This window comes from Paraburkholderia sp. CI2, from assembly GCF_014201055.1.
GTDB classification, from domain to species: domain Bacteria; phylum Pseudomonadota; class Gammaproteobacteria; order Burkholderiales; family Burkholderiaceae; genus Paraburkholderia; species Paraburkholderia tuberum.
The window spans coordinates 192,502-217,591 of record NZ_JACHDL010000003.1 but is presented as its reverse complement, the minus strand read 5'-3'; the positions used below and the strand labels follow the sequence as shown (position 1 = coordinate 217,591).

The 25,090-nt window shown below is 62.5% G+C and carries 23 protein-coding genes; 10 read left to right on the top strand and 13 right to left on the bottom strand.

Features of this window, described 5'->3' with window-relative positions; genetic code table 11:
- Positions 1-19: 19 nt before the first annotated feature.
- The 3 genes from HDG32_RS06580 to HDG32_RS06570 form a co-directional block, all read right to left on the bottom strand.
- The gene (locus tag HDG32_RS06580; RefSeq protein WP_311539618.1) at positions 20-1,345 is read right to left on the bottom strand and encodes a 2-hydroxycarboxylate transporter family protein; all 1,326 of its coding nucleotides are present in this window, start codon (positions 1,343-1,345) and stop codon (positions 20-22) included.
- 142 nt (positions 1,346-1,487) lie between these two features.
- A complete protein-coding gene (locus HDG32_RS06575) occupies positions 1,488-4,193 on the bottom strand; it encodes a CoA-binding protein (protein ID WP_184064610.1) in 2,706 nt (901 codons plus the stop codon).
- A 41-nt stretch (positions 4,194-4,234) separates the two neighbouring features.
- Positions 4,235-5,527, bottom strand: coding sequence for an ATP citrate lyase citrate-binding domain-containing protein (locus HDG32_RS06570; protein ID WP_184064608.1), 1,293 nt, complete (start codon positions 5,525-5,527; stop codon positions 4,235-4,237).
- An 857-nt stretch (positions 5,528-6,384) separates the two neighbouring features.
- Between HDG32_RS06570 and HDG32_RS06565 the strand changes: the two genes are divergently transcribed.
- Both HDG32_RS06565 and HDG32_RS06560 read left to right on the top strand, forming a co-directional pair.
- Positions 6,385-7,305: a hypothetical protein gene (locus tag HDG32_RS06565; RefSeq protein ID WP_184064605.1), complete on the top strand. Its 921-nt coding sequence runs from the start codon at positions 6,385-6,387 to the stop codon at positions 7,303-7,305.
- A gap of 19 nt (positions 7,306-7,324) precedes the next feature.
- Complete coding sequence (locus tag HDG32_RS06560) at positions 7,325-7,504, top strand: hypothetical protein (protein ID WP_184064602.1); 180 nt, start codon at positions 7,325-7,327, stop codon at positions 7,502-7,504.
- A gap of 70 nt (positions 7,505-7,574) precedes the next feature.
- Here the strand turns inward: HDG32_RS06560 and HDG32_RS06555 are convergent, their stop codons facing one another.
- Positions 7,575-8,459, bottom strand: coding sequence for a DUF2971 domain-containing protein (locus HDG32_RS06555; protein ID WP_184064599.1), 885 nt, complete (start codon positions 8,457-8,459; stop codon positions 7,575-7,577).
- 375 nt (positions 8,460-8,834) lie between these two features.
- Between HDG32_RS06555 and HDG32_RS06550 the strand changes: the two genes are divergently transcribed.
- Positions 8,835-9,383: a hypothetical protein gene (locus tag HDG32_RS06550; protein ID WP_184064596.1), complete on the top strand. Its 549-nt coding sequence runs from the start codon at positions 8,835-8,837 to the stop codon at positions 9,381-9,383.
- 379 nt (positions 9,384-9,762) lie between these two features.
- Positions 9,763-10,068: a hypothetical protein gene (locus tag HDG32_RS06545; protein WP_184064593.1), complete on the top strand. Its 306-nt coding sequence runs from the start codon at positions 9,763-9,765 to the stop codon at positions 10,066-10,068.
- Between the two features lie 122 nt (positions 10,069-10,190).
- Here the strand turns inward: HDG32_RS06545 and HDG32_RS06540 are convergent, their stop codons facing one another.
- Positions 10,191-11,306, bottom strand: a complete 1,116-nt coding sequence (locus HDG32_RS06540; protein ID WP_221307642.1) for a beta-propeller fold lactonase family protein — start codon at positions 11,304-11,306, stop codon at positions 10,191-10,193.
- A 179-nt stretch (positions 11,307-11,485) separates the two neighbouring features.
- On the opposite strand from HDG32_RS06540, the gene HDG32_RS06535 reads away from it, so the two are divergent.
- The 5 genes from HDG32_RS06535 to gph all read left to right on the top strand — a co-directional run bounded on the left by HDG32_RS06535 (position 11,486) and on the right by gph (position 15,158).
- Positions 11,486-12,268 (top strand): TonB family protein, encoded by a 783-nt coding sequence (locus HDG32_RS06535; protein ID WP_260336060.1) that lies wholly within the window; start codon positions 11,486-11,488, stop codon positions 12,266-12,268.
- 58 nt (positions 12,269-12,326) lie between these two features.
- Positions 12,327-13,094: a MotA/TolQ/ExbB proton channel family protein gene (locus HDG32_RS06530; protein WP_090809011.1), complete on the top strand. Its 768-nt coding sequence runs from the start codon at positions 12,327-12,329 to the stop codon at positions 13,092-13,094.
- Positions 13,085-13,507 carry a biopolymer transporter ExbD gene (locus HDG32_RS06525; RefSeq protein ID WP_184064587.1) on the top strand — a complete coding sequence of 141 codons (423 nt, stop codon included), beginning with the start codon at positions 13,085-13,087 and terminating at the stop codon, positions 13,505-13,507. The genes HDG32_RS06530 and HDG32_RS06525 overlap by 10 nt, the downstream gene beginning before the upstream one ends.
- 146 nt (positions 13,508-13,653) lie before the next feature.
- A complete protein-coding gene (locus tag HDG32_RS06520) occupies positions 13,654-14,475 on the top strand; it encodes an HAD family hydrolase (RefSeq protein ID WP_184064584.1) in 822 nt (273 codons plus the stop codon).
- Positions 14,466-15,158, top strand: coding sequence for a phosphoglycolate phosphatase (gene gph, locus HDG32_RS06515; protein WP_184064581.1), 693 nt, complete (start codon positions 14,466-14,468; stop codon positions 15,156-15,158). Before HDG32_RS06520 ends, gph begins: the two co-directional genes overlap by 10 nt.
- Before the next feature lie 9 nt (positions 15,159-15,167).
- On the opposite strand, the gene HDG32_RS06510 is transcribed toward gph, so the two are convergent.
- The 8 genes from HDG32_RS06510 to HDG32_RS06475 all read right to left on the bottom strand — a co-directional run bounded on the left by HDG32_RS06510 (position 15,168) and on the right by HDG32_RS06475 (position 24,216).
- Positions 15,168-15,830, bottom strand: a complete 663-nt coding sequence (locus tag HDG32_RS06510) for an ankyrin repeat domain-containing protein (RefSeq protein ID WP_184064578.1) — start codon at positions 15,828-15,830, stop codon at positions 15,168-15,170.
- Between the two features lie 15 nt (positions 15,831-15,845).
- The gene (locus tag HDG32_RS06505) at positions 15,846-16,466 is read right to left on the bottom strand and encodes a cytochrome c (RefSeq protein ID WP_184064575.1); all 621 of its coding nucleotides are present in this window, start codon (positions 16,464-16,466) and stop codon (positions 15,846-15,848) included.
- A complete protein-coding gene (locus HDG32_RS06500) occupies positions 16,463-18,196 on the bottom strand; it encodes a PQQ-dependent dehydrogenase, methanol/ethanol family (RefSeq protein WP_184064572.1) in 1,734 nt (577 codons plus the stop codon). Before HDG32_RS06500 ends, HDG32_RS06505 begins: the two co-directional genes overlap by 4 nt.
- A 360-nt stretch (positions 18,197-18,556) precedes the next feature.
- Entirely contained in the window at positions 18,557-19,429 is an 873-nt protein-coding gene (locus HDG32_RS06495; RefSeq protein ID WP_184064568.1) for a VOC family protein, read from the bottom strand.
- A 135-nt stretch (positions 19,430-19,564) separates the two neighbouring features.
- On the bottom strand, positions 19,565-19,993 hold the full coding sequence (locus HDG32_RS06490; protein ID WP_184032431.1) for an RT0821/Lpp0805 family surface protein: 429 nt from the start codon (positions 19,991-19,993) through the stop codon (positions 19,565-19,567).
- A 16-nt stretch (positions 19,994-20,009) separates the two neighbouring features.
- Positions 20,010-21,761: a SulP family inorganic anion transporter gene (locus tag HDG32_RS06485; protein ID WP_184064565.1), complete on the bottom strand. Its 1,752-nt coding sequence runs from the start codon at positions 21,759-21,761 to the stop codon at positions 20,010-20,012.
- An 82-nt stretch (positions 21,762-21,843) separates the two neighbouring features.
- The gene (locus HDG32_RS06480; RefSeq protein WP_184064562.1) at positions 21,844-22,803 is read right to left on the bottom strand and encodes a DUF2950 domain-containing protein; all 960 of its coding nucleotides are present in this window, start codon (positions 22,801-22,803) and stop codon (positions 21,844-21,846) included.
- A gap of 9 nt (positions 22,804-22,812) precedes the next feature.
- On the bottom strand, positions 22,813-24,216 hold the full coding sequence (locus HDG32_RS06475; protein ID WP_260336054.1) for a DUF3300 domain-containing protein: 1,404 nt from the start codon (positions 24,214-24,216) through the stop codon (positions 22,813-22,815).
- 399 nt (positions 24,217-24,615) lie between these two features.
- On the opposite strand from HDG32_RS06475, the gene HDG32_RS06470 reads away from it, so the two are divergent.
- A complete protein-coding gene (locus HDG32_RS06470) occupies positions 24,616-25,089 on the top strand; it encodes a glycine zipper family protein (protein WP_090810400.1) in 474 nt (157 codons plus the stop codon).
- Position 25,090: the final 1 nt, after the last annotated feature.

The following is a 25,090-nucleotide window of genomic DNA, read 5'->3' as shown; positions in this document are numbered from 1 at the left end:
GCTTGCCAATAGCAACTCATCATCCCATGCGCGCTAGAACGACCAACGTGACCGTGACGACAATCGCCCCGCCAATGCGGGTGGCAATCTGCGCAAACGGCATCAGTTGCATGCGGTTGGCCGCCGTGAGGATGGCGACGTCGCCGGTCCCGCCCTGCCCACTGTGACAGGCGTTCACGATCGCTGTGTCGATAGGGTACATCTTCAACATGCGCCCGACCATGAAGCCGGTCCCCATCAGTGTGGCCACCGTCGCGACGATCGTGACGATGTTCGCCAGCGTGAACGCAGCCATCAGTTTGTCCCACGGCGTCATCGCCACGCCGATCGCGAACAGCAGCGGATAGGTCACGGCCGTCGAGAAAAACTTATATACAACGAACGCGCCTTCCTGTAATGGCGGCGATACCGCCCGGGCGAGCTTGACCAGCACCGCGAGAAACAGCATGGCCACCGGCGCGGGCAGCCCGAACATGTTGCGACACATCAGCCCGAGCAGGTACAGCGTGATGGCAGTAATTCCAGCCGCCGCGATGTGGGAGACGTCGACGTGCCCGCGAATTTCTTCCTCCACCGGGTTCATCTGGTCCACCTCGCCGGCTTGCAAACGCCCCTGCCCCGTGAGATGCGGAAAGCGTTTGCCGACCATATCGAGCGCGCCCGCGAAGATGATCGCGGTGAGACTGCCAAGCATCACGGGCGGCAGCACCAGGGCGAACAATTCGCCCTGCGGCAGATGAAGGATTTCGGAATAGCCGATCGACAAAGGTATCGCGCCTTCGCCGATGCCGCCCGCCATGATGGGTACCACGACATAGAACAACGTATGGCGCGCGCCGAGCCCGAGTGCCGTGCCGACCAGCGTCCCGACGATGCCCGCCGCGACCGAGCCGAGCCCGAGCGGAACGAAGATTTTGATGAAGCCTTGAATCAGCACACGCCGGTCCATGCTCAGAATGCTGCCCACGATGATCGACGCAATAAACAGGTACAGGAAGTTGGTCGATTTCGTGAAATCCGTGGTAAGCGTGAGGATTGGCTTGGGCAATAGGTGGTAGTAGGTCAGCGCGGAAGGTATAAAGGTCGCAAAGATCGCGGCCGCGCCGATATTGCGCACGATCGGCAGGCGCTTGCCGATCTCCGCGCAGGTGAAACCGAAGAAGGCCAATACGGCGATCGCCATTGATATCTCGCCGGGCAGCTTTCCGGTGATCGCGAAACCCGCGATCAGCGCGAGCAGGATAACGTAGACCGGCAGCGGAATAATGCCGATCCGGTATTCCATCAGTTTCCACCAGCCCTCAGGCCAGAATCGGGGCTTGATTTCGGGTTGCGGCGCCGGCACCGGTACCGGCTGTGATGTGTGTGGAGTGACTGGCACGACGTGTCTCCTCGGCGTTTGAAGCCCGGTGCTGCATTCCGATAAATCAGTCGAATGCGGCCCGGTCTTCGGACTGATCAGTCGATCGTAATACAGCTTTTGGCTCTCACGCGACGAATCGCACGTTTGCCTGAGGTGTGCGAGTGTCGAGGTTGCGACCGCGATTCAAGTGGTCGTCAACCTCCGCAGCGCAGCCGATCATCCGGCCATACAGGAACACGGTAAAGGCCGCGGTCTCCAGCGCCTGACTGGAGAACTCGCCAGCCCGATGGCGCGCCCACAGCATCTTCAGCAACACCGAGGCAATCACTGCATCCACGTTGACCGCGAACACGTTGCGCGTCACGTTTTCATCGTACAACGCCTGCACCAGCGCACGGTAGTAGTCGTGAAAGACGTTGTACTCGCCGCGAGCCTCGAAGCGTTGACGCACGAACGCCTCACGGGGATCGACGTTGATGGGCTTGCCCTTGAACACCGGATGGTTGATGCAGGGCAGTGCCGTGGCTTGCTGCGCGCCGACCTCCTTGCGTTGTGTCCGCTCCTCGCCATATGCACGTGCGAAGCCGGCAGCCATCGCTTTCAGGTCGAGACCGTGCGCAGGATCACCGGGATCGGTCATCGCGACCTCCTTGAAACGCTCGAGCAGGAACGCCACTCCCTCGAAGCCATTGCCGCCATGCGCGTAGCCCGCGTGGGTGAGAAAGGCGACCATCGCTTTGTTGAGTTGGACTCGTTCCGGCGTTTCGGGACCGTCCGCCGATACCGCGCCCTTCGCGCCCTGCGCGGAGATCGCGCCCGGTCCGTTCGTGAGCAGCAGGCCCACGAGTGTCTGAAATCCAAACAGCTCAGCCTCATCCGGCTTACCCCCAATCAACGCGGCGCACGCAACATCGGTCAGCGAGCGCTGTCCTAGCACCTCGTCCATCGCGATACCGCAGAAGCGTCCCGCTTCATGTTGCCCGGCGTCGACCGACGCGCCGATCAGCGTTCCGAACAGGCGCATCCACCATGGCAGGTTTTCGACGGTCATCCGCGATACGCGTTTGCGCATCAACGGCCCCCACGCGAGCGTCGTGGTGATTGCAGCCAGCACGGCATCGGCGTTCGGGTGTCCGTCGAGGCCCTGTAAATAGCGGATGAACACGGACTTCGCTTCTCGGTTCGCCAGACCTGCGAGCATCGCCTGGGCCTTTTCGTCGGGCGCCTCACACGTGAGCAACGCGCGCGTCTCGGCATCGGACTGCAGCAACGACAACTCGAAGTCTTCGTCGAGCGCATCACGCAGGCCGGCCACGGTGCCGAGGTCGACGAACGCTTGCGCAGCCCGTCGCGCGCGGTCCGCGCGACGAGGCCCGACAATGCTCGCCGCCGCCGCGAGGACGCTATTCGGCGCGTTGCCCGCGTCGCGCGCGGCTTGCGCCGCCGCAAGCGTCGCGTCGCCATGCAGGTTGAGTTCGGCGCCGACCGCAACACTGACGAGTTTCGCGTCGTTTGTGCCCCCCGGTTCATGCAACAGCGCTAGGCAAAGGTTGCCCTCGAGCGAATACTGCGCGGCCTGTAGCACCGGCACGCCGTGCAGACTCGTCACCTGCGTGTCCGGGTCCATCTGCGATGCGCCCGAAGCGTCCTTCATATTCTGGCGGGGCAACACGATGCCGACCTGCTGGTTCAGCGCGGCGATCTGTGCGTCATACGGCGGCAACGCTGTGACAACCGGCAGGTCGAGCTCGGGCGGCAATGCAATCCCTATTGACGAGCGAAACCATGGCTTGAGCGCGAGACTGCCTTCTGGCGCGAAGTCGGGCCGCGCGCCGTTTTCATGCATCACCGCCGTCAGGGCCGCCGGAATGTGGGCGATATTGGTTACGAGCGCGCCTTTTGCGCTACACACCGGATCGTCCGGTGTGAACGGTCGATCGACGCCAAACTTCTCCATGAACCAGCGCTCTTTTGATGCAGCGTCGTCGTTGCCGCCGGCCAATGCTCCCGCATGGCCGACCGCGCGCGTCAGTTTCTGCTTCCAGCGGCCGACCACGCAGGCGACCACCGGCTTGCTGAAATTCGCTTCGAGTTCGTAGTAGCCGCCCGGCTCCGAGTACAGCACGGCCGCCTTGCTGCGCGCGTCATTGGCGAGCGCGAACGCGAACTCCGGCGCCGCGAAATGGATATAAACGTCCTTACCACTCGACATCAGCGTAGTCGTTCCCCAGCCGGCCATTCGCAGGTACGTCGCGATCGTTGTCGTGAAGTTTCCCGAGTTCGAGAAGATCGCGATCGAGCCTTTCCTGAGTGCCTCGTCGGGGCTATCGCCGCCGAGTGCGCCGCCGATGCGCACGCGGTTCCACGCATCGGCAATGCCAAGGCTATTGCCGCCGAAGATGTCGATGCCGTTTTGCTGCCCCATCGCGCGGATCTCGCGCGAATCGTGCACGGACAATTTCTCCGTGACGATGAAGATTTTCTTCAGTTCTGGATTGACGCGAATCAGTTCGGCCACACCGTCGCGCGCAGCGGATGGCGGCAAATAGATCACGCCGCAGTTGAAACGATGGCCGTCCTGCAGCCCTTCCAGCACGCTGTTGTACACGGGGATATTGCCAAGCGAAGTCTCCAGCACCTGTCCGCGGCGTCCGGGCGACGTGCCGAAAACCACGTTACCTCCCGAATACGCGTGGCCCACCGGCGTGACTTGCCGCGACTCGCCCCCGAGTATGTTCAGCACGCACACACGGTCCTCGCGGCAGGCGGCCTGCGCGAGCGAACTGATGCCGACGTAGTATTTGAAATCTCCTGCACCTTGCCTGTACATGGTCTTCCTCCAGATTGATTAGATGCTCAAGTCATGTCGGTTCAGGCCCGGGCGGGCGAGCCTTGCGCACTGTTGAGCGTCGCGGAGACCAGCTCGCGGCCGCCTGCTTTCATCCACGCGTCCGCCGCCTTCGCGTACTGGATGACTTCGCTGATATCCGAATCGAACCCGAAAATGCTGTAGGGCAGGCCGAGCGCATCGCACGTATCACGCATTGCACCCATGCCGCGTACAAGATTAGGGCCGCCGCGCCCGATCACCACGTAAAGCGGCGTCGGTCCGTTCTTGCTGAAATGCTCGCGCAACGCATCGGCCATTGCGCGCAGCGTCTCGAAGATATCGGTGTTGTTCGACTTCCCGCCGATGATGAATAGCACGTTGGTCTGTTTCAGCCAGTGCTTGAAACAGATGCGAGCCACTTCCTTCATCTTTTCGTAGGGAGGATTCCCACCGAAGTCCGAGGAAATGATCGCGTCGTCGCCCAGGATCTCCGACACCAGCGAGTTGGCCCCGCCGCCAAAAGTCGGCGCGAGGATCGTGCCGCCTTCATTGATCACGTAGACGTCGCTTTGACCCTGGTAGGTCCGCAACTGGTTGATCTCTGATTCGAAATCGGAATAGTCGACCGAGAACACGTGCGCGGGTATGTCGAGCCGCTGCCAGCGAACGTCGTCGCGATCAAAGCCGCATTTGAAATCGCACGCGACTGGCGTGAGCCGGCCATCGCGACCGGCCTGCATGCGGATCGGGTTTAGCTCTAGCGTCGTCATACCGAAGTTGTGATAGAGCTCCCACAGTTTCGGCAGGTGTTGCACCAGCGGCGAGATGATTTCCTTAGGCGCGTTCAGGCGCGACAGCGCGTTCGCGACGACGAACGCCTTCAGTCCGGTGAGCGGATCGAACGGCACGTGCACGATCATGCTCGGATCAAGTTCTTCGATGTCGACGCCGCCGTGATGCGTGAGTGTCATCGTGGGCGCCCTGAAGCGCGTCGAATCAGTGATCGAGAAATACACTTCGTGCTGCGCCGGCACTGCGCCTTCGAAGGTCACGCCATTAGCCTTGGCGGTCTGATTTCCATGCCGATGTTCGGTGAAATACAGGCGCTCCTTCTCCTTCAGTGCGGTTTTCAGGTCGCTTGCTCGCCCGATGAGTCCCGCCTTGCCCTTTTTGCCTATCCCACCCTTGAACATCGGCTTCACGAATACCGAGCCATGACGATCGATCATGGCTTTGATCTGCTCTTCGCTTGCGTCAGGGCCGAGAACTTCGGCAGTGGGAAAACCACCGAATTTCAACAGTCTTGAGCCGTACAACATACCAGTGACTTGCATATCGTCTCCTTGTGGGTTGCTTTCTGGATGGACTGCGGGGTGGCATCGTCGGGCGTGCCGGATACAGTGACGAACAATCGACGGACGCATCTGTCCCGCCGTCCGCGGGAGGCAGTCGGTGACCAGGGCAGAGTGGGAAAAGTCGAGTTGCGGCTTAGTAGCGCCGCGCGCGTGAGCGCGGGGGGATAAATCGAATCATGGATGTCGTCTCCGCAGGTGAGTCCTATGTGGACTGCTTTAATGGCGTTGAATGCTCTATGCGTTAAACAACGCAAGGCCCGTGCCATCGATCGCCTGACGTGGAGGTCGCGTATCTTATTGATTTATATGGATTTCATCGACCTGAAAATGACTGGCAGACGAACCGATTCTCGAAAGTCAGAATCCGCCGGCCGTGCAGGCTGAGACTTCAGCCGCCGTAGAAAGCCGAGCGTGGAAAAATTGACGTCGCATTCGGGCATCGGGGACGCGGTCGCCAGCGCGCATTTCCCAGTTGTCCGCGGTGACCAGTGCTTCTTGCCGAAGCTACCGTCAGGCCATTCCCACAATCAGCAAATAAATCGACTGCGCGACTGACCAGGATGCGAGCGGACTCCAATGCCCGCCAAGGCCGGTTTATTGCCGTCCGATGCGGCAGGACAAGTGGCCGTTGTCGGACTTGAAAGCTGCCGCCGAGTCCCGCCGGTGTTCAGCGGCGGCAGTGGGTCGATCTGGTGCGTTCGCCGTTGGCCGCGTTCGGCCACTTTCGGTCATACGATTGGTGAGCTAAGATCGTCGACAATCGGGCCGGGTGCGCAACTGACATGATCGATTCAGCACAGTCCCCGCTTGGCGCAGTTTATTCCCAGGGTATGTGAATGAAAGCATTATTGCTCGCATTGGCTTTTGTTTCGTCAGCAGTACTTGGCCAAACCAACCCCGCATCACGCGCCGACACCTCTGCGCATTGGCAGTCTAACGTCGAAGCTGAGAAGAAGATGCCTGCATCAGACCATGCAACAGGCCCATCACTTCCTGGCGTCGCTGCTGTGAGTCCATCTAGTCAAGGTCCGGTTGAAAATAACGAAAAATTAGACGAGCACCCGGACGTTAAGAACTGGTTGGAAAGACTCATTGAGGACCCCGTTGCACTATTCACGTTCGTACTCGCGGTCAGTACTATGCTCCTTTGGTGGTCGACCAATAAGCTTTGGATAGAGGCAAAATCCGCAGGTGCGACAGCTGAAAAATCAGCTATTGCCGCGAAGGAAGCGGCCGACGTGGCAAGAGATAGTGCCAAGGCCTATATGGTTTCAGAACGGGCATGGGTTTCACTTATGCAAGTTGACCCCGTGAGGTTTCAAGACAGTGGTTTTTTTGACACCACTGACGGGCAATGGAAAGAGGGAGATGGTTGGGCATTCAGTATGCGCTGGACCAATCCGGGGAAAACGCCGGCAGTCAAGGCGATGATTATGTTGAAGGGCGAGTGCTTGCCTAACTCGGCTGGCATTCCAGCTTTCAAGAGCGCTGACGAGATCGTCGACGGACGGTCCACGATCTTCCCCAACACGACCGTCTCCAGTAACCCGGTTACGTTTAGCGACACGCAGATAACAGGCCTCAAAAATCGAACGTGCAGAATTTTTCTTTTTGGGCGAACCAGCTACTCGGACATTTTCAATACTACATCCAGTCGACACACGCAGACATGCGTAGAGGTTCAGTATGGTGGGAAGCGAGATGGTAACGATCAATTTAGATTTACCATCGTAGGCGATGAAAACTCTCTTTCTTAGTAATGTTATTGATAACGTGATGACCAAAGATCGCGTATTCGGGCTACAAGAAACTGCAATGGGTTTGCGGTTATGCCTTTTGCATGAAGTGCGCGCCCGACCGTGGACGCAGTGCGGCCAGGAAGCGACGCTCCTCGACGGCAACAAATGGCTGAAATTCGACAAGTTTCGGCCATTCAACCCGTTTGGTATCGGTTAAAGGCCTATGCGGATATCGGACAAAACAACGTCCTTCCACCGATAGGTGAACAGCGGGTAAATCGCCAGATCTAACCTCGATATGGCGATTTAGAATTCTGAACATGAGCATGCGGAATTTCATTTCTCACGCAAAATTGCTTTACGAGATGCTGAGCCGAAACATTAGGATGATCTGGATTGCGAGGACCGATCAAAATCTCTTTTATCGCATCAGGGGGAAAGCAGAATTCATAGTAAGGAGCGAGCCCGTATCGCGACGCACGCCAAAGCAACGGATCAAGATCACTAGCTCGCAAAGGTTCGTAATTCGACGTGTCAATCATTTGAGCTAACGTCAATCCTTCTGGAGTATGGGTCAATCTGTATTCGACTTCGTGACTAAACCCGGCATCCTTAGTAATCGAATCGAACCATGCGGTAGTCTGGGCGATGGTGTAATAGTGAAGCTCATTTTCGTCCTCGGTCGCACCGATTTTTTTAAGTAGATTGGAAATCAACTGCATTATTTTAGATCTATTTTTATCTGTAAAATATATCACGGGGCTTAATTTTATTTTATTTGTTTCACGGAGCTTTTTTGTATTGTCTTTGAAATACGACTCAAACGTCTCAATGCTTGAACTATCAGGGTATTGCGATAGCAATCTTCCAGTATCGAATCCGATGGCGAAGCCTTTTCCAGAATCCGCGTAACTCATCCACTGGACAGTGGAATCGCCTTCACTAGAAAAGCAGCACGCGTAAATCTCGTCTTTAACGACTTTAATATAAGGATCAATTTCCTCAAGAGTGAGTTTATCCATGGGTCTGCTTAGGCGATATCTGAGAGCGGTTTCTACGACCGACCCCTCCTTGACATCATTCATTTTCGTGGTGCTACTCAGCCACAATTTTTTGTTCTTAACGATCGAAAGAAGGGCATTAGCGTCGCAATAGTGATAGATGGTTGGCATAAGTGATCCTGCTCTAATCAAGGCGAAGTTGCGGGGGTAAGATTTGAACGTACGACCTTCGGATAATAAGCCCGACGAGCTGGCAGTCCGCTCCATCCCGATGCACGGAGCGTACCGGTTCTTGTGATTGCAGCTCTGCATGCGAACGTCTCGTGTCGGCGAGACCAATGCCAATGCTGAATGGGTGACTCGAATGAGGCGACAAGCGACATTCGACTTCGAGCTCCAGACCGTTGACAATCGGATTGCTCTTTCGTCTGGGCAGTCTTCCCCCGTCTTGCACCCAATCTCGAGGATCAATAGTGCCCTCGGATGGAAGGACCTGCTCCTATGCTCTGTGACCGCTATCTCGGCTATGATGTCCCTCGCCGACGAATGAAGCAGATCGAAGTATTGGAATTCACCGAATCACAGACGCCGAGAACGGCAATCACGAAATTAATTCAACATATGACTACGACTATTAATCAAGTTTTCGTGGCCGCAGTACTTATTGGCGCCACTTCAATTGCAGCGGCAGCTGCTGGACCGTGGGTTAAGACTTTTTCGGGACCGGACAGCGACGAGACAGGAACATCCTTGCACACTGAATACGTTCTGCCGACGAGCGTCAAGCTCATACAAGGAAATTATAGAACGGCCTTTATGAAGGTGACGTGGGACCCAGGCGTTCGCGGTTTCGACGGTGACGTCATGACGACCTTGATCGCTGAGACCATGATCAACTGCAACGATCTTAGTTGGGGCAATGTGAGTGAAATGTATTTCGACAAAAGCATGAAGCCGATTATGTCGTCCACTGGCGACTTCGACCGTTCAAAGTCGGTCTGGACCATAAAGGATATGAAAAAGCTTAGGCCGTCCGACTTCACCTATCGAACAGCACAATACATCTGCGGCATTGTTGTGCATGACGCATATTAAATGTTTCTCGGTCGAAAACGTATGCTGGGACGGCGGATTGAACGGCCGCTTTGGGAAACGGCGGCCGACTGAAGTGGGTCGGCTGCCGCCCCTTGCCTCGAACATGGCCGCTGGCGGCCGGATCGGACTGTGGCTGTCAGGTCGCGTCTGGACTTATACATATAACGCCCATTCCATCCACGTTCCGCCCGAGCACGCCAGTATTGCTCCTGATATGCAAGCTGGGCCGCTCGGATGATCGCGGTCGTTTTCGTGACATCGGCGATGCCACGCAGAGTTGTACGTAGTGGTGCCATATGCATACCCTCAAGCGGGAGGGAGGCAGTATGGTATCGCGAGTGTCGGTTTGTTCGGTCGCGTCCGAGGTAAGGAGAACGTGATGCAATCAGCCATCGACGCCATGCTCAGCGCATGCGGCGGCGGCGCGCTGGGCATCATTCCCGAGGTCATCGACGCCTGGAGGCATCGAAGCGATCGGGCCAACACGCTTGAACCTGGCGAAACCCCTTGCGAACATCGGTCCACCTGGTATCGCGCCGCTCGATGGCGTGAACCTTATGGTGCCCGTGGTGACGCTCTGGTTACTCGCGCTATATTCGCGCGACAAGGCGCTCACGGTTTATATCGCATTCTCGCAGCACGCATCGCTTGCGGATGCGACGAATCTCATCTGGACGTCAAGTGACATGGAAATTTTTAGCGGGACGGTGACCTTCTGGTTCATCGACCGGACACTCGCGGCGGCGGTGCCGCGCGCGAACGTACTGGTATGGCAGAACCCGATAACAGCTCATTCGCCCGCCTCGCTCAATGCGATTCGATCGAGCCGTCGCTGTGCGGATACGTGACGATGCCCCACGCGAGCGGCAGCTCACCGATCTGCTTGAGCGGCTGATAGCTTTTCGCGTCGAGCACGTAGACCGCGTCGGAGCGACCGCACGCGACCATCAGCTTCGAGCCGTCCGGCGTGAAGCTGAAATGCCAGCAGCGCTGGCCGACCGGCACATCGGCGACATGTTCGTACGTGTGGCCGTCGAACACCTGCACCACCCTGTCGCGCGCGGCGGCCACGAAAAGCCGCTGACCGTTGGGACCGAACGCGACGCCATAGGGCCCGAGTTTGGTGTCGACGGTCTTGACTACCTCGAACGTGTGCGCGTCGATCACGACGAACTTGCTGAGCGACTCCAGCGTGACAACATAATGCTTGCCGTCAGGCGACAGCCGGATGCCGCGCGGCCGCCCGCCCGCCGCGAGCTTCACGGTTCGGATCGGCGCGCCGGTTCGTGTGTGATAGATCGACACCGTATCGTCGCCTTCGTTGGTGACCAGCATCATCTGGCCGTCGCGCGAGAATTCGATGCCTTCGGTTTCGTGGCCGCTCGTGACCGAACGGATCACGTGCCAGTTTTTCATATCGATGATCGCGATTTCGGCGGGCGGCTTGTTCGCGTCGTCGTCGTCCGCGGCGGGCTTGTTGCCCGCGTTCGCTTCGGGCTTATTGTCCCCCTTCGCGTCGGGTTTGGCTCCCGGCGGCCCGCCGTCCTCGCCGGGCTCGTAGGTCACGTACGCGTAGCCGTTGCGCACCCGCACATATTCAGGGTTTTTGCCGATCTTCACGCGCTGGACGACCTTGCCCGTGGCGGTGTCGATCACCGCGAGATCGTTCGTGTTCTTGTTGGCGACCAGCAGACGCGTGCCGTCGGCGTTCAGGCTCAGACCGCGCGGGCCACCGGCGCCGACCGGAAAGGTCTGCGTGAGCGTCATCTGGTCGAGATCTATCACGCCGACGCCGGCCTTCTCGCTCGTCACGTAGGCGAGCGGCGCGGCCGCGGCATGCGCGGCGCTCGCGGCCAGCACGAGCGCGCAGGCCAGCGCGAGGGAATGGCGTGGTGGTCGGGGGAAAATCCGTGTCTCCAGCATCGTTGTACTCCGGGTTGATATGGCGGCGCCGCGATGGTTCGCGTCATCGTTTCAAGGTAGCCCACCGGGCGATTGTTTGACAACGCGGATCGGCGGGAGATTTTCCCGAATTGCTTCGCGCCGGCCGTCGCGGGTTTGAAAAGCGGGGTCGGCGGGGGACAATGAGCGCGGAGGTGGCGATGATGCTGCAAGTTGCCATGGTGAACCCAGGAAGTTCTACGAATGCCGCGGCCGGTTACCGTCGCGCGGCCATCGTGCTGGGCGCCGTGATCGTCGCGCATCTGGTGCTGCTCGCCATCGCGTTGAGCGCGCGTAACCGGATCGTCGAGCGTCCGCTCGAGCCGCGCACGATCACCGCGTCGCTGCTGAGCCCCGAACCTCCCGCTCCGGTTGTTTCACCTCCCGCGCCGCCCCCACCCGCCGCTGTCGTTCCGACGGCGCCAACGCCGCCGGTCACGCACCCCGCCGTGCGCGTCAAACCGGCGCCGCAGCCTCGCGCGCAGGTGCCACGCAGTGTGGAAAAGCCTGTGCCGACACCGTCTCCGACACGCGAAAGCACCGCGCAGCCCGTCACGCAAGCCGCGGCGCCATCGGCGGCACCGCAGGCCGCCGTGCCAACAGCCGCCGTGCCGTCGGCGGCATCGGCTTCCGCCGTCCGTCCGGCGGTGCCTGCGTCGACCGAGCCGCGCAACGTGTCGCACGTCGACTGCTCGATTCCGAAGCCCGACTATCCCGACATCGCGAAGCGGCGCGGCGAGCATGGCACGGCGATCGTGCGTTTCGTCGTCGGGCTGAGCGGGCATATCGAAACGGCGCAGCTGCAAACCAGCAGCGGCTCCGCGCGGCTCGACGACGCGGCGCTCGCCGCCGTCCATGCGGGCGCCTGCCAGCCGTACACCGAAAACGGCACGCCGGTGCGCGCCGCGTACTCGCAGTCGTTCGTATTCGGACTGACCGAGTGACGCGACAGGTTGAGCGCACCGCCAATCAGACCAGGGACACCAAACGAAGGAACTTGCCATGCAACACTACGGACTCGCAAACGTCTGGGATTCAGGTGATATCGTCACGCGCGGCATTCTGAGCGTGCTCGTGATCATGTCGGTGCTGTCGTGGACGGTGATCATCGTGAAGCTGTGGCAACTGATCCGCCTCAGGCGCGCAACCCGGAGCGACGCGCGCTTCTGGAGCGCGGACCGCTTCGACGACGGGCTGCGCAGCCTCGGCCATCCGGAATCGGGCGCGCACGACAACCCGCTGCTCGCGCTCGCGCTGGCGGGCCATGAAGCCGCGACGCACCATCGGCAGACGCAGCAGCATCTGCACGACCGCATCGACGTGTCCGACTGGATCACCCGGCGTCTGCAGGACACGATGGACGAGACGATCGCGCGCCTGCAAAGCGGCCTCGCGATTCTCGCGTCGATCGGCAGCACCGCGCCTTTCGTCGGGCTGTTCGGCACCGTGTGGGGCATCTACCATGCGCTGATCGTGATCGGCGAGACCGGTCAGACCTCGATCGACCATGTCGCCGGCCCGGTCGGCGAGTCGCTGATCATGACGGCGTTCGGGCTCTTCGTCGCGATTCCCGCCGTGCTCGGCTACAACGGTCTGACGCGCGCGAACCGCTCGATCGTCGCGCGCCTGAAGCGCTTCGCGCACGGCTTGCACGCGTACTTCGTGACCGGCTCGCAGTTGCCGTCGAGCGCCGGGCCGCAGATGCGCGTGGTGCCGCGCGGTACCAACGCGACGAACGCAAACCGCGACGGAGACCTCGAATGGCAATGAGCCCTTTCTCCGACGACGACGAACAAGGTCTGATGAACGAGATCAATATGACGCCGCTCGTCGACGTGATGCTGGTGCTGCTGATCATTTTTCTCGTCACCATTCCGGCGCTGCAACACGCGGTAAGGATCGATCTGCCGCACGCGAGCAGTCAGCCGGAAGCGCTCAAGCCCGCGCACGTGGACGTCGCGGTGCAGGCGGACGGTACGGTGCTGTGGGACGGTCAGCCCGTGACCGACGACGCCTTGCGCGCGCGCATCGCGCAAGCCGCCCTCGCGACGCCGCAGCCGGAGCTGCATTTGCGCGCCGATCGCAAGGTGCCGTACGAGCGGGTGGCGATCGTGATGTCGGCGGCGCAGCGTGGCGGGCTGACGAAGCTGGGCTTCGTGACCGACCCGCAGTTGGGCAAATGACGCGGCGCGGCGTGCGTGTTCGGTGCGTGCCGGCACACAAAGTCCCGCTTGTCGGCGGCGAAAGAATCTCTGAATTTGAATCGGCGGACGGCTCGGCTATCGTGGTGCGTGTCTGAACGGCACCCCACCCTTGCGAGGATCGCACGATGCAAGCCCTCATCTTCGACGTCGACGGCACGCTCGCCGACACCGAGACTGCTCATCTGCACGCATTCAACGCCGCGTTCGCGGAAGCGGGCCTCGACTGGTTCTGGGACGAAGCGCTCTATTCCAGCTTGCTGAAAGTGGCGGGCGGCAAGGAGCGTCTGCTGCATTACTGGCGCACGCTCGAGTGCGAGGAAGCCGGGGGCCCGCGAGCGCGAGAGGCCGTCGACGCGCTGCACGCGCTGAAAACGCGCCACTACACCGAGCGCATGCGCGAGCGCGGCGTGCCGCTACGACCCGGCATCGCGCGTCTGATCGACGAGGCGAACGAGGCCGGTCTACGCGTGGCGATCGCGACGACCACGACTCCCGCCAACCTTGACGCGCTGCTGCAAGCGCATTTCGGCGCCAGTTGGCGCCATCGCTTCGCGGCAATCGGCGACGCCGGCACCACGCCGGCGAAAAAGCCCGCCCCCGACGTCTATCGCCACGTGCTCGAACAGCTCGGCTTGCAGCCCGCGGCCTGTCTCGCCTTCGAGGACTCGCGCAACGGCATGCTGGCAGCGCGCGCCGCGTGCGTGCCCGTCGTCGTCACGCCGAGCGCTTTTACCGCGCGCGAGGACTTCGATGGCGCGCTGGCCGTGCTGCCTCATCTCGGCGATCCGCACGCGCCGATCGTTCCGATGGTGCGCGGCGAATGGCATCGCTGGGTGGATCTGGCGACACTGCGCCGCTGGCATCAAGACGCCACGCGTCGTCCCGATTCGGCTGCGCACGGCGCACTGAACGCGGACCAGGCGAGCGCGAGCGCGTCATGGCAATGAACCGCGACTACCACGCTGTCCTGATCGATCTCGACGGTACGATGGTCGATACCGCGCCGGACATCGTCGCGGCTGCCGGCCTGATGCTGACGGATTTCGGCGCCACGCCGCTGCCTTACGACAGGGTGGCCGGCTTCATCGGCAACGGCCTGCGCAAGCTCGTGCAACGCTCGCTGGATGCGGCGGGCCTCGGCAAGCGCGTCGAACTGGACCACGCGCAGGCCGTGTTCGAGCGGCACTACGCGGTGACCAACGCAAAGCTGAGTCGGGTTTTTCCTGGCGTGATGGCCGGGCTGCGCGCGTTGCAGCAGCACGGGTACCGCTGCGCGTGCGTGACCAACAAGCCGCAGGCACTGGCGGCGGCGCTGCTCGACAAAACTGGGCTTGCCGCTTTTCTGGACGTGCTGGTCGGGGGCGACACCGTGGCGAGCATGAAGCCGTCGCCCGAGCCGCTTTGGCACGCGTGCCGGCTGCTCGACGTCGAGCCCGAACGTTGCGTGCTGGTCGGCGATTCATCGGTCGATGTCGCGGCGGCGCGTGCGGCCGCTCTGCCGGTCTTCATCGTCAGCTACGGCTATGGCAGCGCGAGCGGCGCCGACCTGCCGCGCTGCGACGCGCTGATCGATTCGTTCGAGGCATTGCCGGCGATTCTGGCGCAAGCGCGGCCGGCATTGCGGGCGTGATTCGAGCCGTTAACCCGCCGACAACAACCCCGCGACGCGCTCCGACTTCGTCTGCACCGCGATATCTTTCGCCGTCATCCCGCGATTGTCCTTCAACGACCGGTTCGCGCCGCGCGCGAGCAACAACTGGGCGGTCTCCGCGCGATCGTATCCCGCCGCCCACATCAGCGCGGTCAGATCGTTCTTGTAGGTCCGGTTCACGTCGACGCCCGCATCGAGCAACTGACCGACGACCTTCGTTTGCCCCTGGCCCGCAGCGTATTCCATCGCGGTCTTGCCGACGCGATCGGTCGCGAGCGGCTCGGCGCCATGCGCGAGCAGCAGCGCGACGATCTCGTCGAAGCCGCCGTAGGCGGCGGCCATCAGCGGTGTATCGCCCGGCGCGTTCGCATGCTGCACGTTCGCGCCGCGCTCGATCAGCGTGCGCGCCATCGCCGTATCGCCCTTCTTGCACGCGGTGACGAGCGCGGTGTCGCCGATCCGGTTCATCGCATCGACCGACGCGCCGCGCTGCAGCGCAGCGACGACCGACTGCTGATCGTCGTCCTTCGCGGCTACCAGCAATTGGCGGTTGATTTCCCCCTGGTCCTGCGCGAACACCGGCACGCAGGCACCGAATGCGGCAGCGAACAGAACAGCGCTCGCAAGCGGCCGAATGAACATATCTGTCATGGTGTCTTCCCCGTGCTACTGCAGATTGTTGATATAAGCGGCCAGATGATGGATGTCCTCGTCGGTCAGATTGCGCGTCACGCTGGCCATGTTGCCCGCATCGTTGGTGCGCGTGTGCGAGCGAAAGTCCTGCAACTGCTTGACGATGTACTGATACTGCTGACCGGCGACGCGCGGAATCTCGTTCTGCCCGGAGAAGCCGCCCTGATGGCACATCGTGCACAGCACCTCGGCGGCCTTCCTGCTGCCCGCTTCGATGCTCGCGCCATCGGCGTTGAACCGCACTGGCACGAGCTTCTGCGCGGCGAAGTAGTCGGCGATGTCCTGCATGTCCTCGCTCGATAAATCCGACGCCATCGGCGACATGGGCGGATGGCTGCGCCGTCCCTGCTTGAAGTCCTTCAGTTCCAGATACAGATAGCGCGCATTTTGCCCGGCCAGAATCGGAATGTCCGGATTGGTCGAATTGCCCATCGGCCCATGACAGGCCGCGCACACCTGCGCTTTCGCCTTGCCCGCCTCGGCATCGGCGCGCGCGCCCGTCGGCAGCCGTGCGGCCATCAACCCGCCGCACAACAGCACCACCCATGCAGCGCGCGCCACCGCCGCCGCTCCCCGCAGCGCCGGCCGCCTCATGGCACCGCGAACACGACAACGCTATTGCCGCGCTTGAAGTCGATCTGCGTATTGCCGCCCGCCGCGACCGCGATGTACTGCTTGCCGTTGACCGTGTACGACACGGCCGGCGCGTTGACGCCCGCGCCGCACTGGAACTCCCACAGCTTCTTGCCGGTGGCGGCATCGAACGCGCGGAACAGGCCGTTGCCCTCGCCGTTGAACACGAGACCGCCCGCCGTTGCAAGTACGCCGCCGATCAGCGGCTGGTCGGTCTTGTAGTCCCACGCGATCTTGCCGGTGTCGACGTTGACGGCCGACAGCTTGCCCCATTGCGCCTCGGACGGAATCAGCTTGAAGGCGCCGCCGAGCCACAGCTTGCTGCCGCCCGGATAGGCGGCGTCCTCGACCTGGTACGTCATCGGCTGATTCAGGTTGGCCGCGTAGACGAGGCGCGTTTGCGGATCGAACGCGATCGGCGACCACTCGACGCCGCCGTTCGCGCCCGGCAGCATGCGCGCGCCGGCTGCAGTCGGCAGGGTCCACATGTTTTCCTGCGGAATCATCGCCTGCGAGAAGCGGATCAGCCGGCCGGTCGCACGATCATGCACGTACACGTGACCGGTCTTGCCCGCATGCACGATGCCGGGGATCATCTTGCCGTCGTTGTCGCGCACGTCGATCAGGATCGGCGGGCTCACCGCGTCGAGGTCCCAGACGTCGTGCGGCACGTACTGGTAGTGCCATTTGTACTTGCCGGTGTCGAGATCGATCGCGACGAGCGAATCCGTATAGAGGTTGTCTCCCGGCCGGATCGCGCCATACAGGTCCGGCGACGGGTTGCCGACCACGAAGTACACCGTGTGCGTTTTCCGGTCGACCGCCGGCGTCATCCACACACCGCCGCCGAGCGTCTTGTAGAAGTCGCCGCCCTTGTCGGCCAACTGCTTCTTCTCCGCGTCGATGTCGCGCTTCTCGTCGCGGCCGGTGGCGTCTTTGGTGGCCCACACGCCTTCCTGGCCGGTTTCCGGAATCGTGTAGAAGGTCCACAGCAACTGGCCGGAATTCGCGTCGTACGCCTTCACGAAGCCGCGAATGCCGTACTCGCCGCCGTTCGTGCCGATCAGCACCTTGCCGTCGACGACCGTCGGCGCCATCGTTTCCGAGTAGCCCTCGTCGGGACTGGCGATCTGGCTTTGCCACAGCACGTTGCCGGTTTTGGCGTCGAGCGCGACGAGCTTGGAGTCGAGCGTGCCCATATAGAGCCGGTCACCCGAAATCGCGACGCCACGATTGTTCGGCCCGCAACAGAACGTCGTGACCGGACCCATCTTGTGCTTGTAATGCCAGAACTCTTTGCCCGTCGTCGCATCGATCGCGTATACGTGATCGAACGACGTGGTCAGGAACATCACGCCGTCCTTCACGATCGGCGCCGTTTCCATCGACTCGTTGACGGCCGTCTGGAAGATGAACGCCGGTCTGAGCTTCGCGACGTTCGTCCGGTTGATCTGCGAGCCGGGGTAATAGCGCGTCTGCGCGTACGAGCCGTTCGGATGGAGCCAGACCGACGTCATGCTGCCGGCGCGATCGAGCTGATCCTGGGTCACGGGCTGAAGCGTCGATGGCACCGGCGCGGCGGTGGTGGTCGAGCTGTTCTGTACTTCGTCGGCGGCATGAGCCGCGGGCACGCCGAACGCGATGGCGAGCAGTGGCAGGCCGACAATTCCCTGAATACGGTTGAATGGCATGAGCGTCTCCTAGCTTTTTATTGTTCCTATGAATTGCAGCGCAGGAGTGCGACATGGATCCACGCGGACGACAGCGTGAAAGAGCACGATGGCGCAACCCTCGCAGACAACAAAAGCGTACGACTTCGAATCGTTGTTAGCTTTGTCAGGATGGGTCGGCTTCGCAGAGAGGGGAGAAGTGATGCACGGGTCCGCGGCAAACCGGCTCGATTAAGGGTAGGCGATGTGTTGTGGATTTTCTAGATTAAATCGCTAAGGAGTGGCGAGCGATCAGCGTGCACCGTTGTGGTCGCTGACCGCCGCCCTGGTCGTGGCGTTTTCACCTGGGTCGCTTCGCGTTGCGGCCGCTCGTTGAGCTGATCAGAACCGGCCGCCGCGCGAATCGGCCCCCCGCTGATAGTTCCGGTTGGTCTGTTCCGGATTCCGGTTCACCAGCGGGCGCGCGTAAAGTGGGTGATGCAGGCTCCGTACTTCGTGTTCGAGCCGGAAGCAACGCTCTCCGGATGACAGATCGAGCAGGTCGGCAAACCGGTATTGATGCGGCTCTTCTCCATATGCCAGACCTTTTTCGGCGAGCCGTGTGAACGGCCCCGAAAAAGCAGCGGTGTAAATGGCGATGTGGTGTCCGTCGTATGCAGGAATGGGCTGGGTCGTTTCCGCGTACAGCAGTTGCTGATGCGTGCCGATATCGATCACCGCACGGTGCAATCCATGCTTCTCTTCGATGTCGACGGTCGCATCGAACATATCGCGGTAGAAGCGCGCGATAGGCAACGCGCTGCCGACCGGCACGTCCATCTTCACGAACGCGATGCCCAGATCGATTTCCGACCACGGAGCCGACGCGGATCGATTGAGAGGATCGAGGCACTCGTAGCGGTTGCCCCACGGACACGTCACTTCGACACTGCCTGCGCGCTCCGTCCAGCCGAACGCGGTGCCGGCGAGCAGCGGTTCGACCGAGCGCAGCCGCCTCGCCAGCGCTTCGAGCTCGCCGACCACGAGACCGACACTGCCGCGCAGACGTTGCGCCGCCCCGTGCGGCAAGTGAATCTGCGACCGGCCGACGTTGATCCACATATTCTCGACCCCGGTCATCACGAACGGATCGCGCGTGAGCCCAAGGCCGGTGACGTAGAAGGCGGTCGCGAGAATCTGGTTGGGGATTTTCAGGTTGACGTGTTCGAGCAGGACCAGATTGCCGGTATCGTCGTTAGCGTAAGAGTGTTCCATGTGTTTGCCTTGTGCATGAGCCGCGAAACGCTGGACAAATTATGCATCAACAGGGCAGATGGTTCGTGCTCGTGCAACTCGGGCGGCGTGGCGGCGCCGCCATGTTCAGAGGCGTATGAAGCGGCACGCATATGCTTATTGCCGCAGAATCTTCCACGGCCCATTGCCGGTTTTGCAGACGATCGGCGTCCACGTTTGGGTCTGTCCTTTCGCGACCGCGGTCAGCGTCGCGGTCCGGCAGGTTCGATCGCCGTCCTTCGTCGTGTCCTGCGGCGTCACCGTGCCCTTGATCGACACGGAATTGCCGGTGCCCGCATTGCTCCACTCGTACGATTCGCCATCCTTTTTTGTATCGAGCGCCTTTTGCGCCGCGTCGTTGAGCGCTTTACGGTCGGCCTCGCGCATGTAAGTAACGGGCGTGTCTTTCAGAAAGTTCAGGTTCGCTGCGTAACACAACATTGGGCTGGCGAGCAGCGCCGCTGCCGCAAGCCACTGCCTGATCGTGTGGGCGTACGCGGCGTCGAGTGCGGGCGCGCCTGCGCCAGGACGAAATTGACGTGACATGGGTTTCTCCTCGAGTTCATCCGCGATTCGCGTCGTCCGCGAAATCGCCGTTTTGCTGGAATGCATCGACGACGTCGGCCACCGAGCCGCGTCGGCCGATGTGGCCGACACGAACTTCGAGCCCCTCGGCGCGCAGCATGTCGCGCACGTCCGCGTGCGCGCCGACGACCTTCATCGCGGCGCCCGCGGCCTCCAGCGCGCCGTGCATCGCTTCGAGCATGCGCGCGCCCGCCAGATCGACGACCGCCGATGCGGACAGGTCGCAAATCACGAGCCGGACCGGTGCGGGTGCGGTGTGGATCATGCGCCAGATCGTCTCGCGCACGTGCTCGCAGTTGAAGTACAGCAACGACGCCTCGACACGCACCGCCAGCACATGCGCAATCGTCTCGTTCTCGGCATGACGTTCGAGATCCGAGAAATAGCGCGTGCCGGGAATACGCCCGAGCATCGCGACATGCGGATGCGCGGCGCGGTGGATGATCAGCAGCATCGACACGAGCACCGCGACGATGACGCCCTTCAGGATGCCCAACAACAGCACCGCCGCGAACGCCACCATCGAAATCGCGAATTCGAAGCGGCTCACGCGCCACACATGACGCAGTTCGCCGACGTCGACGAGGCCCTTCACGGCCACGAGCACGATCGCCGCCAGCACGACGTTGGGCAGATTCGCGAGCAGTCCGGTGAGGAACATCAGACAGAAGCCGATCGCGAACGACGCGAATACCAGCGCAAGCGCGCTTTTCGCGCCGGCCTTGTCGTTCACCGACGATTGCGAAAGCCCTCCCGCAACCGGGAAAGCCTGGAATAATCCCGCGGCCAGATTGGCTGCGCCAAGACCCAGCAATTCCTGGCGGGCGTCGATCTCGTAACCATGTGCCTGCGCGAGCGCGCGCGCGGCCGAAACGCTCTCGACGTATGCCAGCAACAGGCACGCGAACGCCAGCGGAACGATGCCGTCGACATCGCGCAGCCGCAGCCCGGGCAGACGGAATTCAGGCAAGCCCTGAGGCAGCGCGCCCACGAGCGTGAAGCCGCGGCTGGCCAGCGGCGTGACGGACAACACGACGATGGAGGCCGCGACGACGGCGAGCGCCACCGGACGCCCCGGCAAAAGCTTTTCGCCGAGCAGCAGCAACGCGGTGCAAACGAGGCCGAAACCGAGCACGCCGAGGTTGGTCAGCGGAAGCTGCCCCCACAGCACGGCGATCCGTTCGAAGAAGAATTCGCCGCCGCCTTTCACCCCGAACAGCTTCGGCAGCTGGGTCATCGCGATCGTCAGCGCGGCGCCCGCCTTGAAGCCGAGCAGGATCGTCTCGCTGATGAAGCTGACGAGCGAACTCAAGCGCAGCAGCCAGCCGATCACGCACATGCACGCGATCAGCACGGACGTGAGCGCCGCGATCGAAGCCCAGCGCGACGGGTCGCCCCCGGCCATCGGCACGAGCGTCACGCCGACGAGCATCGAGATCGCCGAGGTCGGGCCGATCGCGAGCTGGCGCGACGAGCCGAACAGCGCATAACAGAGGCCGCCGACCAGATAGCCGTAGATGCCGTATTGCGGCGGCAAGCCGGCGAGCGACGCATAGGCGAGCGATACCGGAATCCCATAAGCCGCGAGCGTCACGCCGGCGACCGCGTCCTTCGCGAGCCATCGAGGCTGATAGCTTCGCAGCCACTGCGCGGGAGGAAACGCGGAGCGCCACCCGCGCGCGGGTGGCGTGGAAGACGCGCGGCCGGTGACGCTGGGTGGATGGTTCAACGTAGCGCCTCGAGTACGGAAGCGGACCTGACGGAAGCACGGGCGCGCTGTACGGCCATCGCCTCAGCCGACCCGGAGCGGCTCAGAGCGAATCCTTGACGCGCTGCCACGTATGATCCGGATTGAACTCGGTCACGGGCGGCGCGTGCGCGCCACGGTCCTTCTGGTAGATGACGCCGTTGTTGCTGACCACGAAGGTCATCACGCCGCTCGTGCCGTACTGCGCCGGATAAGCGACCATCGCGAAACCCGCGATCATGTGGCCGTTGATCACGTAGCTGAACGCGCCGCCCGGCGCGTTCTTGCCCTGCCGCGTCAGGATGTGGAAATGGTAGCCGCGGTAAGGATCGCCCGCCGCGTGGCCTTTCAGATATTCGGAACTCGCGGCGACGAGCGGGCCGAACGGACTCTCTTCTTCGTCGCTGTTTTCGTCGCTGTGCCAGTAGAGACCGTCCTGCTTGCCGGGTGTGCTGGCCAGCTTCTGCGCGTATTCGAGCAGGCCGTCGTGGTTGCGGTCGCGCGACGCGTATTGACGCTGCGCGCCGATATAAGCGTGCAGCACCTTGATCGCTTCGAGTTCGTTGGCGCCGATCCGTCGATTGATCAGTTCTTCTTCTCCCTGCTCGGTGGCGAAGCGCCAGGTGCCGTCCTCTTTGACGATCGGTATCGGCATCGGCCACGCCTCGTCGCCGACCAGCAGAATCCGCCGGTTCGGTCCCCTGTCGTCGAGCACGTGATAGGCCTCGATCTCCTTGCTCGCCTTGGCCCAGTTCGCCTCGTTCTCCGCCTGATCCGGCGATACCACGAGGCTCTTGTGCGCTTCGCCGAAGATCGCGACGAGCGACGCTTCGTCGTCGGTCTTCAGTGCGCTGGACAGCGCGGCAACCGCGTCTTCCGGGGTGGCGAAAGTGCGCTGCCCCGCGGCGAGCGCGGCCAACGGAACCGACAGCGCGAGCACCATCGCGCACAGCCGGCGCAATGTGGCCACACGTCGCCGCGAATCGTCGCGTGCGCGCTTTCCGGTGATGCTTTGCCCGCTCATGGCTGCTCCTTATCGCCGTCCGCCGCCGCGGCCGCCACCGCCACCACCACCGCCGGCCCGCGGCGAGAATCCACCACCGCCACCACCGGAGTATCCGCCGCCACGCGTCGATTGACGGCTCGCCGCGCCGCGCGCGCTGTTGGCTTGCGCGGCGCGCGCCGAGCCGTAGCCGCTGAACGCATCGCCGCCGCCCCCAGGCGACGCGCGCTGGCTCACCTCGCGTGTGCCCGCCGACGCCGTCGGACGCTGGGACGGCTGCGGCCGCCCTTGCGCGCCAGCACCGCCGCCCGCGAAGTTTGCGCCGGCGCCGCCACCCGCGCCGCCACCTGCATAGTTTGCGCCGCCGCCCGCGCCGCCCCGGTTGCCGCCCGCCAACCCACCGCCCGCGCCCGTGCCTGCACCCGCGCCGCCGCCGCGCGACGGCGGATCGCCGACCCGTTGCGTGCGCGCCGAGCGATCCGAGATACCGCTGACCTGGCCCGGCTTCTTGTCCGAGGTCCACGCGGAGGTGCCCCCTCCCTGCCCGCGACCACCGCCGCGGTTGATGTCGCCCGTGTTGATATTGCCGCGCTCGACGTTCCTATCGCCGCGCTCGACGGTTCTATCGCCGCGCTCGACGTTTCTTTCGCGGTTGATGTTGATGTTGTTGTTGCCGCCGCCTCCGTAATGCGTTTCATAGTGCCCGCCGTTCCAGGCGGCGGTAATCGCCGCGCCCCAGATCAGCCCCGTCGCGAGCGCGGCGCCGGGCGCGTACGGATAGTAGTAGGCCGGATAGGGCGTGGGCGCGTAGGCGTAGGTCACGGGCGCGCTGGCCACCACGATGGTCTGCGGGTTGTACTGCGGCACGTAGATCACCTGCGGATCGGCCGGCTGGATCTTGATCACTTCCTTCTCGACGACCACGACCTGCTTGTCGTCGGATTTCAGATGCCCCGCCGACTGCGTTTGCCGCCGGAAGCGCTGAATCGCTTCGAGCACCGAGCCCTGATCGGCAACGACGGCCTCGCCGAGATCGATCGTCCAGTCGAGATCGGTGCTCATGTTCTTGACGATGTCGGGGTAATTCAGCAGCGCCTTCACCGGATCGTGCCACGCGTCGTTGAGCTTCAGCGACTTGTTGTTTTTGTACTGATCGAGAAAGCGATCGGCCTGCACGATTTCGACGGGATAGGTTGAGGCAGGAAGAATGATCGCGATCAGATCGTCCGGATATAGCGCGATCGGTCCGACGAGCTGGTCGAGCGTCGCCGCGGAAACGGGTGCGTTCGGGGCCGCGTTCGCCGGGGCGTTCGCGGCCGGCGCCTGCGCCAGCGACACCGCAGTGGAGAACGCGCCGCAGCACGCCAGAAGCGCGGCGCCCAGTACATGGCTGATGCGTCGCGCGCGCTTCGCCTCGTCGTCGAGTGCCGGCATGCGCCTGCGCCTGTCGAGCGCCGTTGCAAACGGGATGATGCGTGTACGAGCACGCGAATCGCGGTCCATCGATGCTTCCCCTTGCGCTTCGTCAGCGGCCCCGGGCTGCATGGCCATGATCTTTGACAGACAGTTGTCCGAAGCAATGAAAAAGACCTGCACCTGTTGCATGAATACAGTTTGGAAACCATGGACGAAATTGCAAATACGACCTTGGTCCGATTGCGCGCGACAGGCCCGCGACACCATGATGAACGCGAACCTGCCATTGCTGCGCATCCACCGCGCGGCAACCGGTCCCACCGGAATTCCCATTCACGGGTGCCGGTGGCGCCCTAACGCCTGAGCAAACAGGCAGCCGGCGACTCGCACCCGCGTGTACCCACGCAAGGAGCTGTCGTGAACAAGTCTACGAAATATGCCGTGATCGCCGCGTTGAGCGCGTCGCTATCGCTGGAAGGCCTGGCGCAATCGAGGCCGATTGCCTATCCGGCCCGAGGGCAAAGCCCGCAGCAACAGCAGCAGGACGAAGGCGCCTGCTATTCGTGGGCGAAGAGCAATACCGGCATCGACCCGACCATGGTCGCCAATGCCCCGCCCCCGCCTTCCGGCCCCGCGGTGGGAGGCGGCGAGCGCGTGCAGGGCGCCGCGCGCGGCGCGGCCGGCGGCGCGATCATCGGCGCGATTGCGGGCGACGCCGGCAAGGGCGCGGCGATCGGCGCGGCGACCGGCACGATGGTCGGCGGGTCGCGCGCGCGGCAGAACCGGCGCGCGGCCGCGACACAATCGCAGGCGCAAACGCAGGGCTCGATGGACACGTTCAATCGCGCTTTCGCCGCCTGCATGTCGGGGCGGGGTTACACGGTCAATTGAT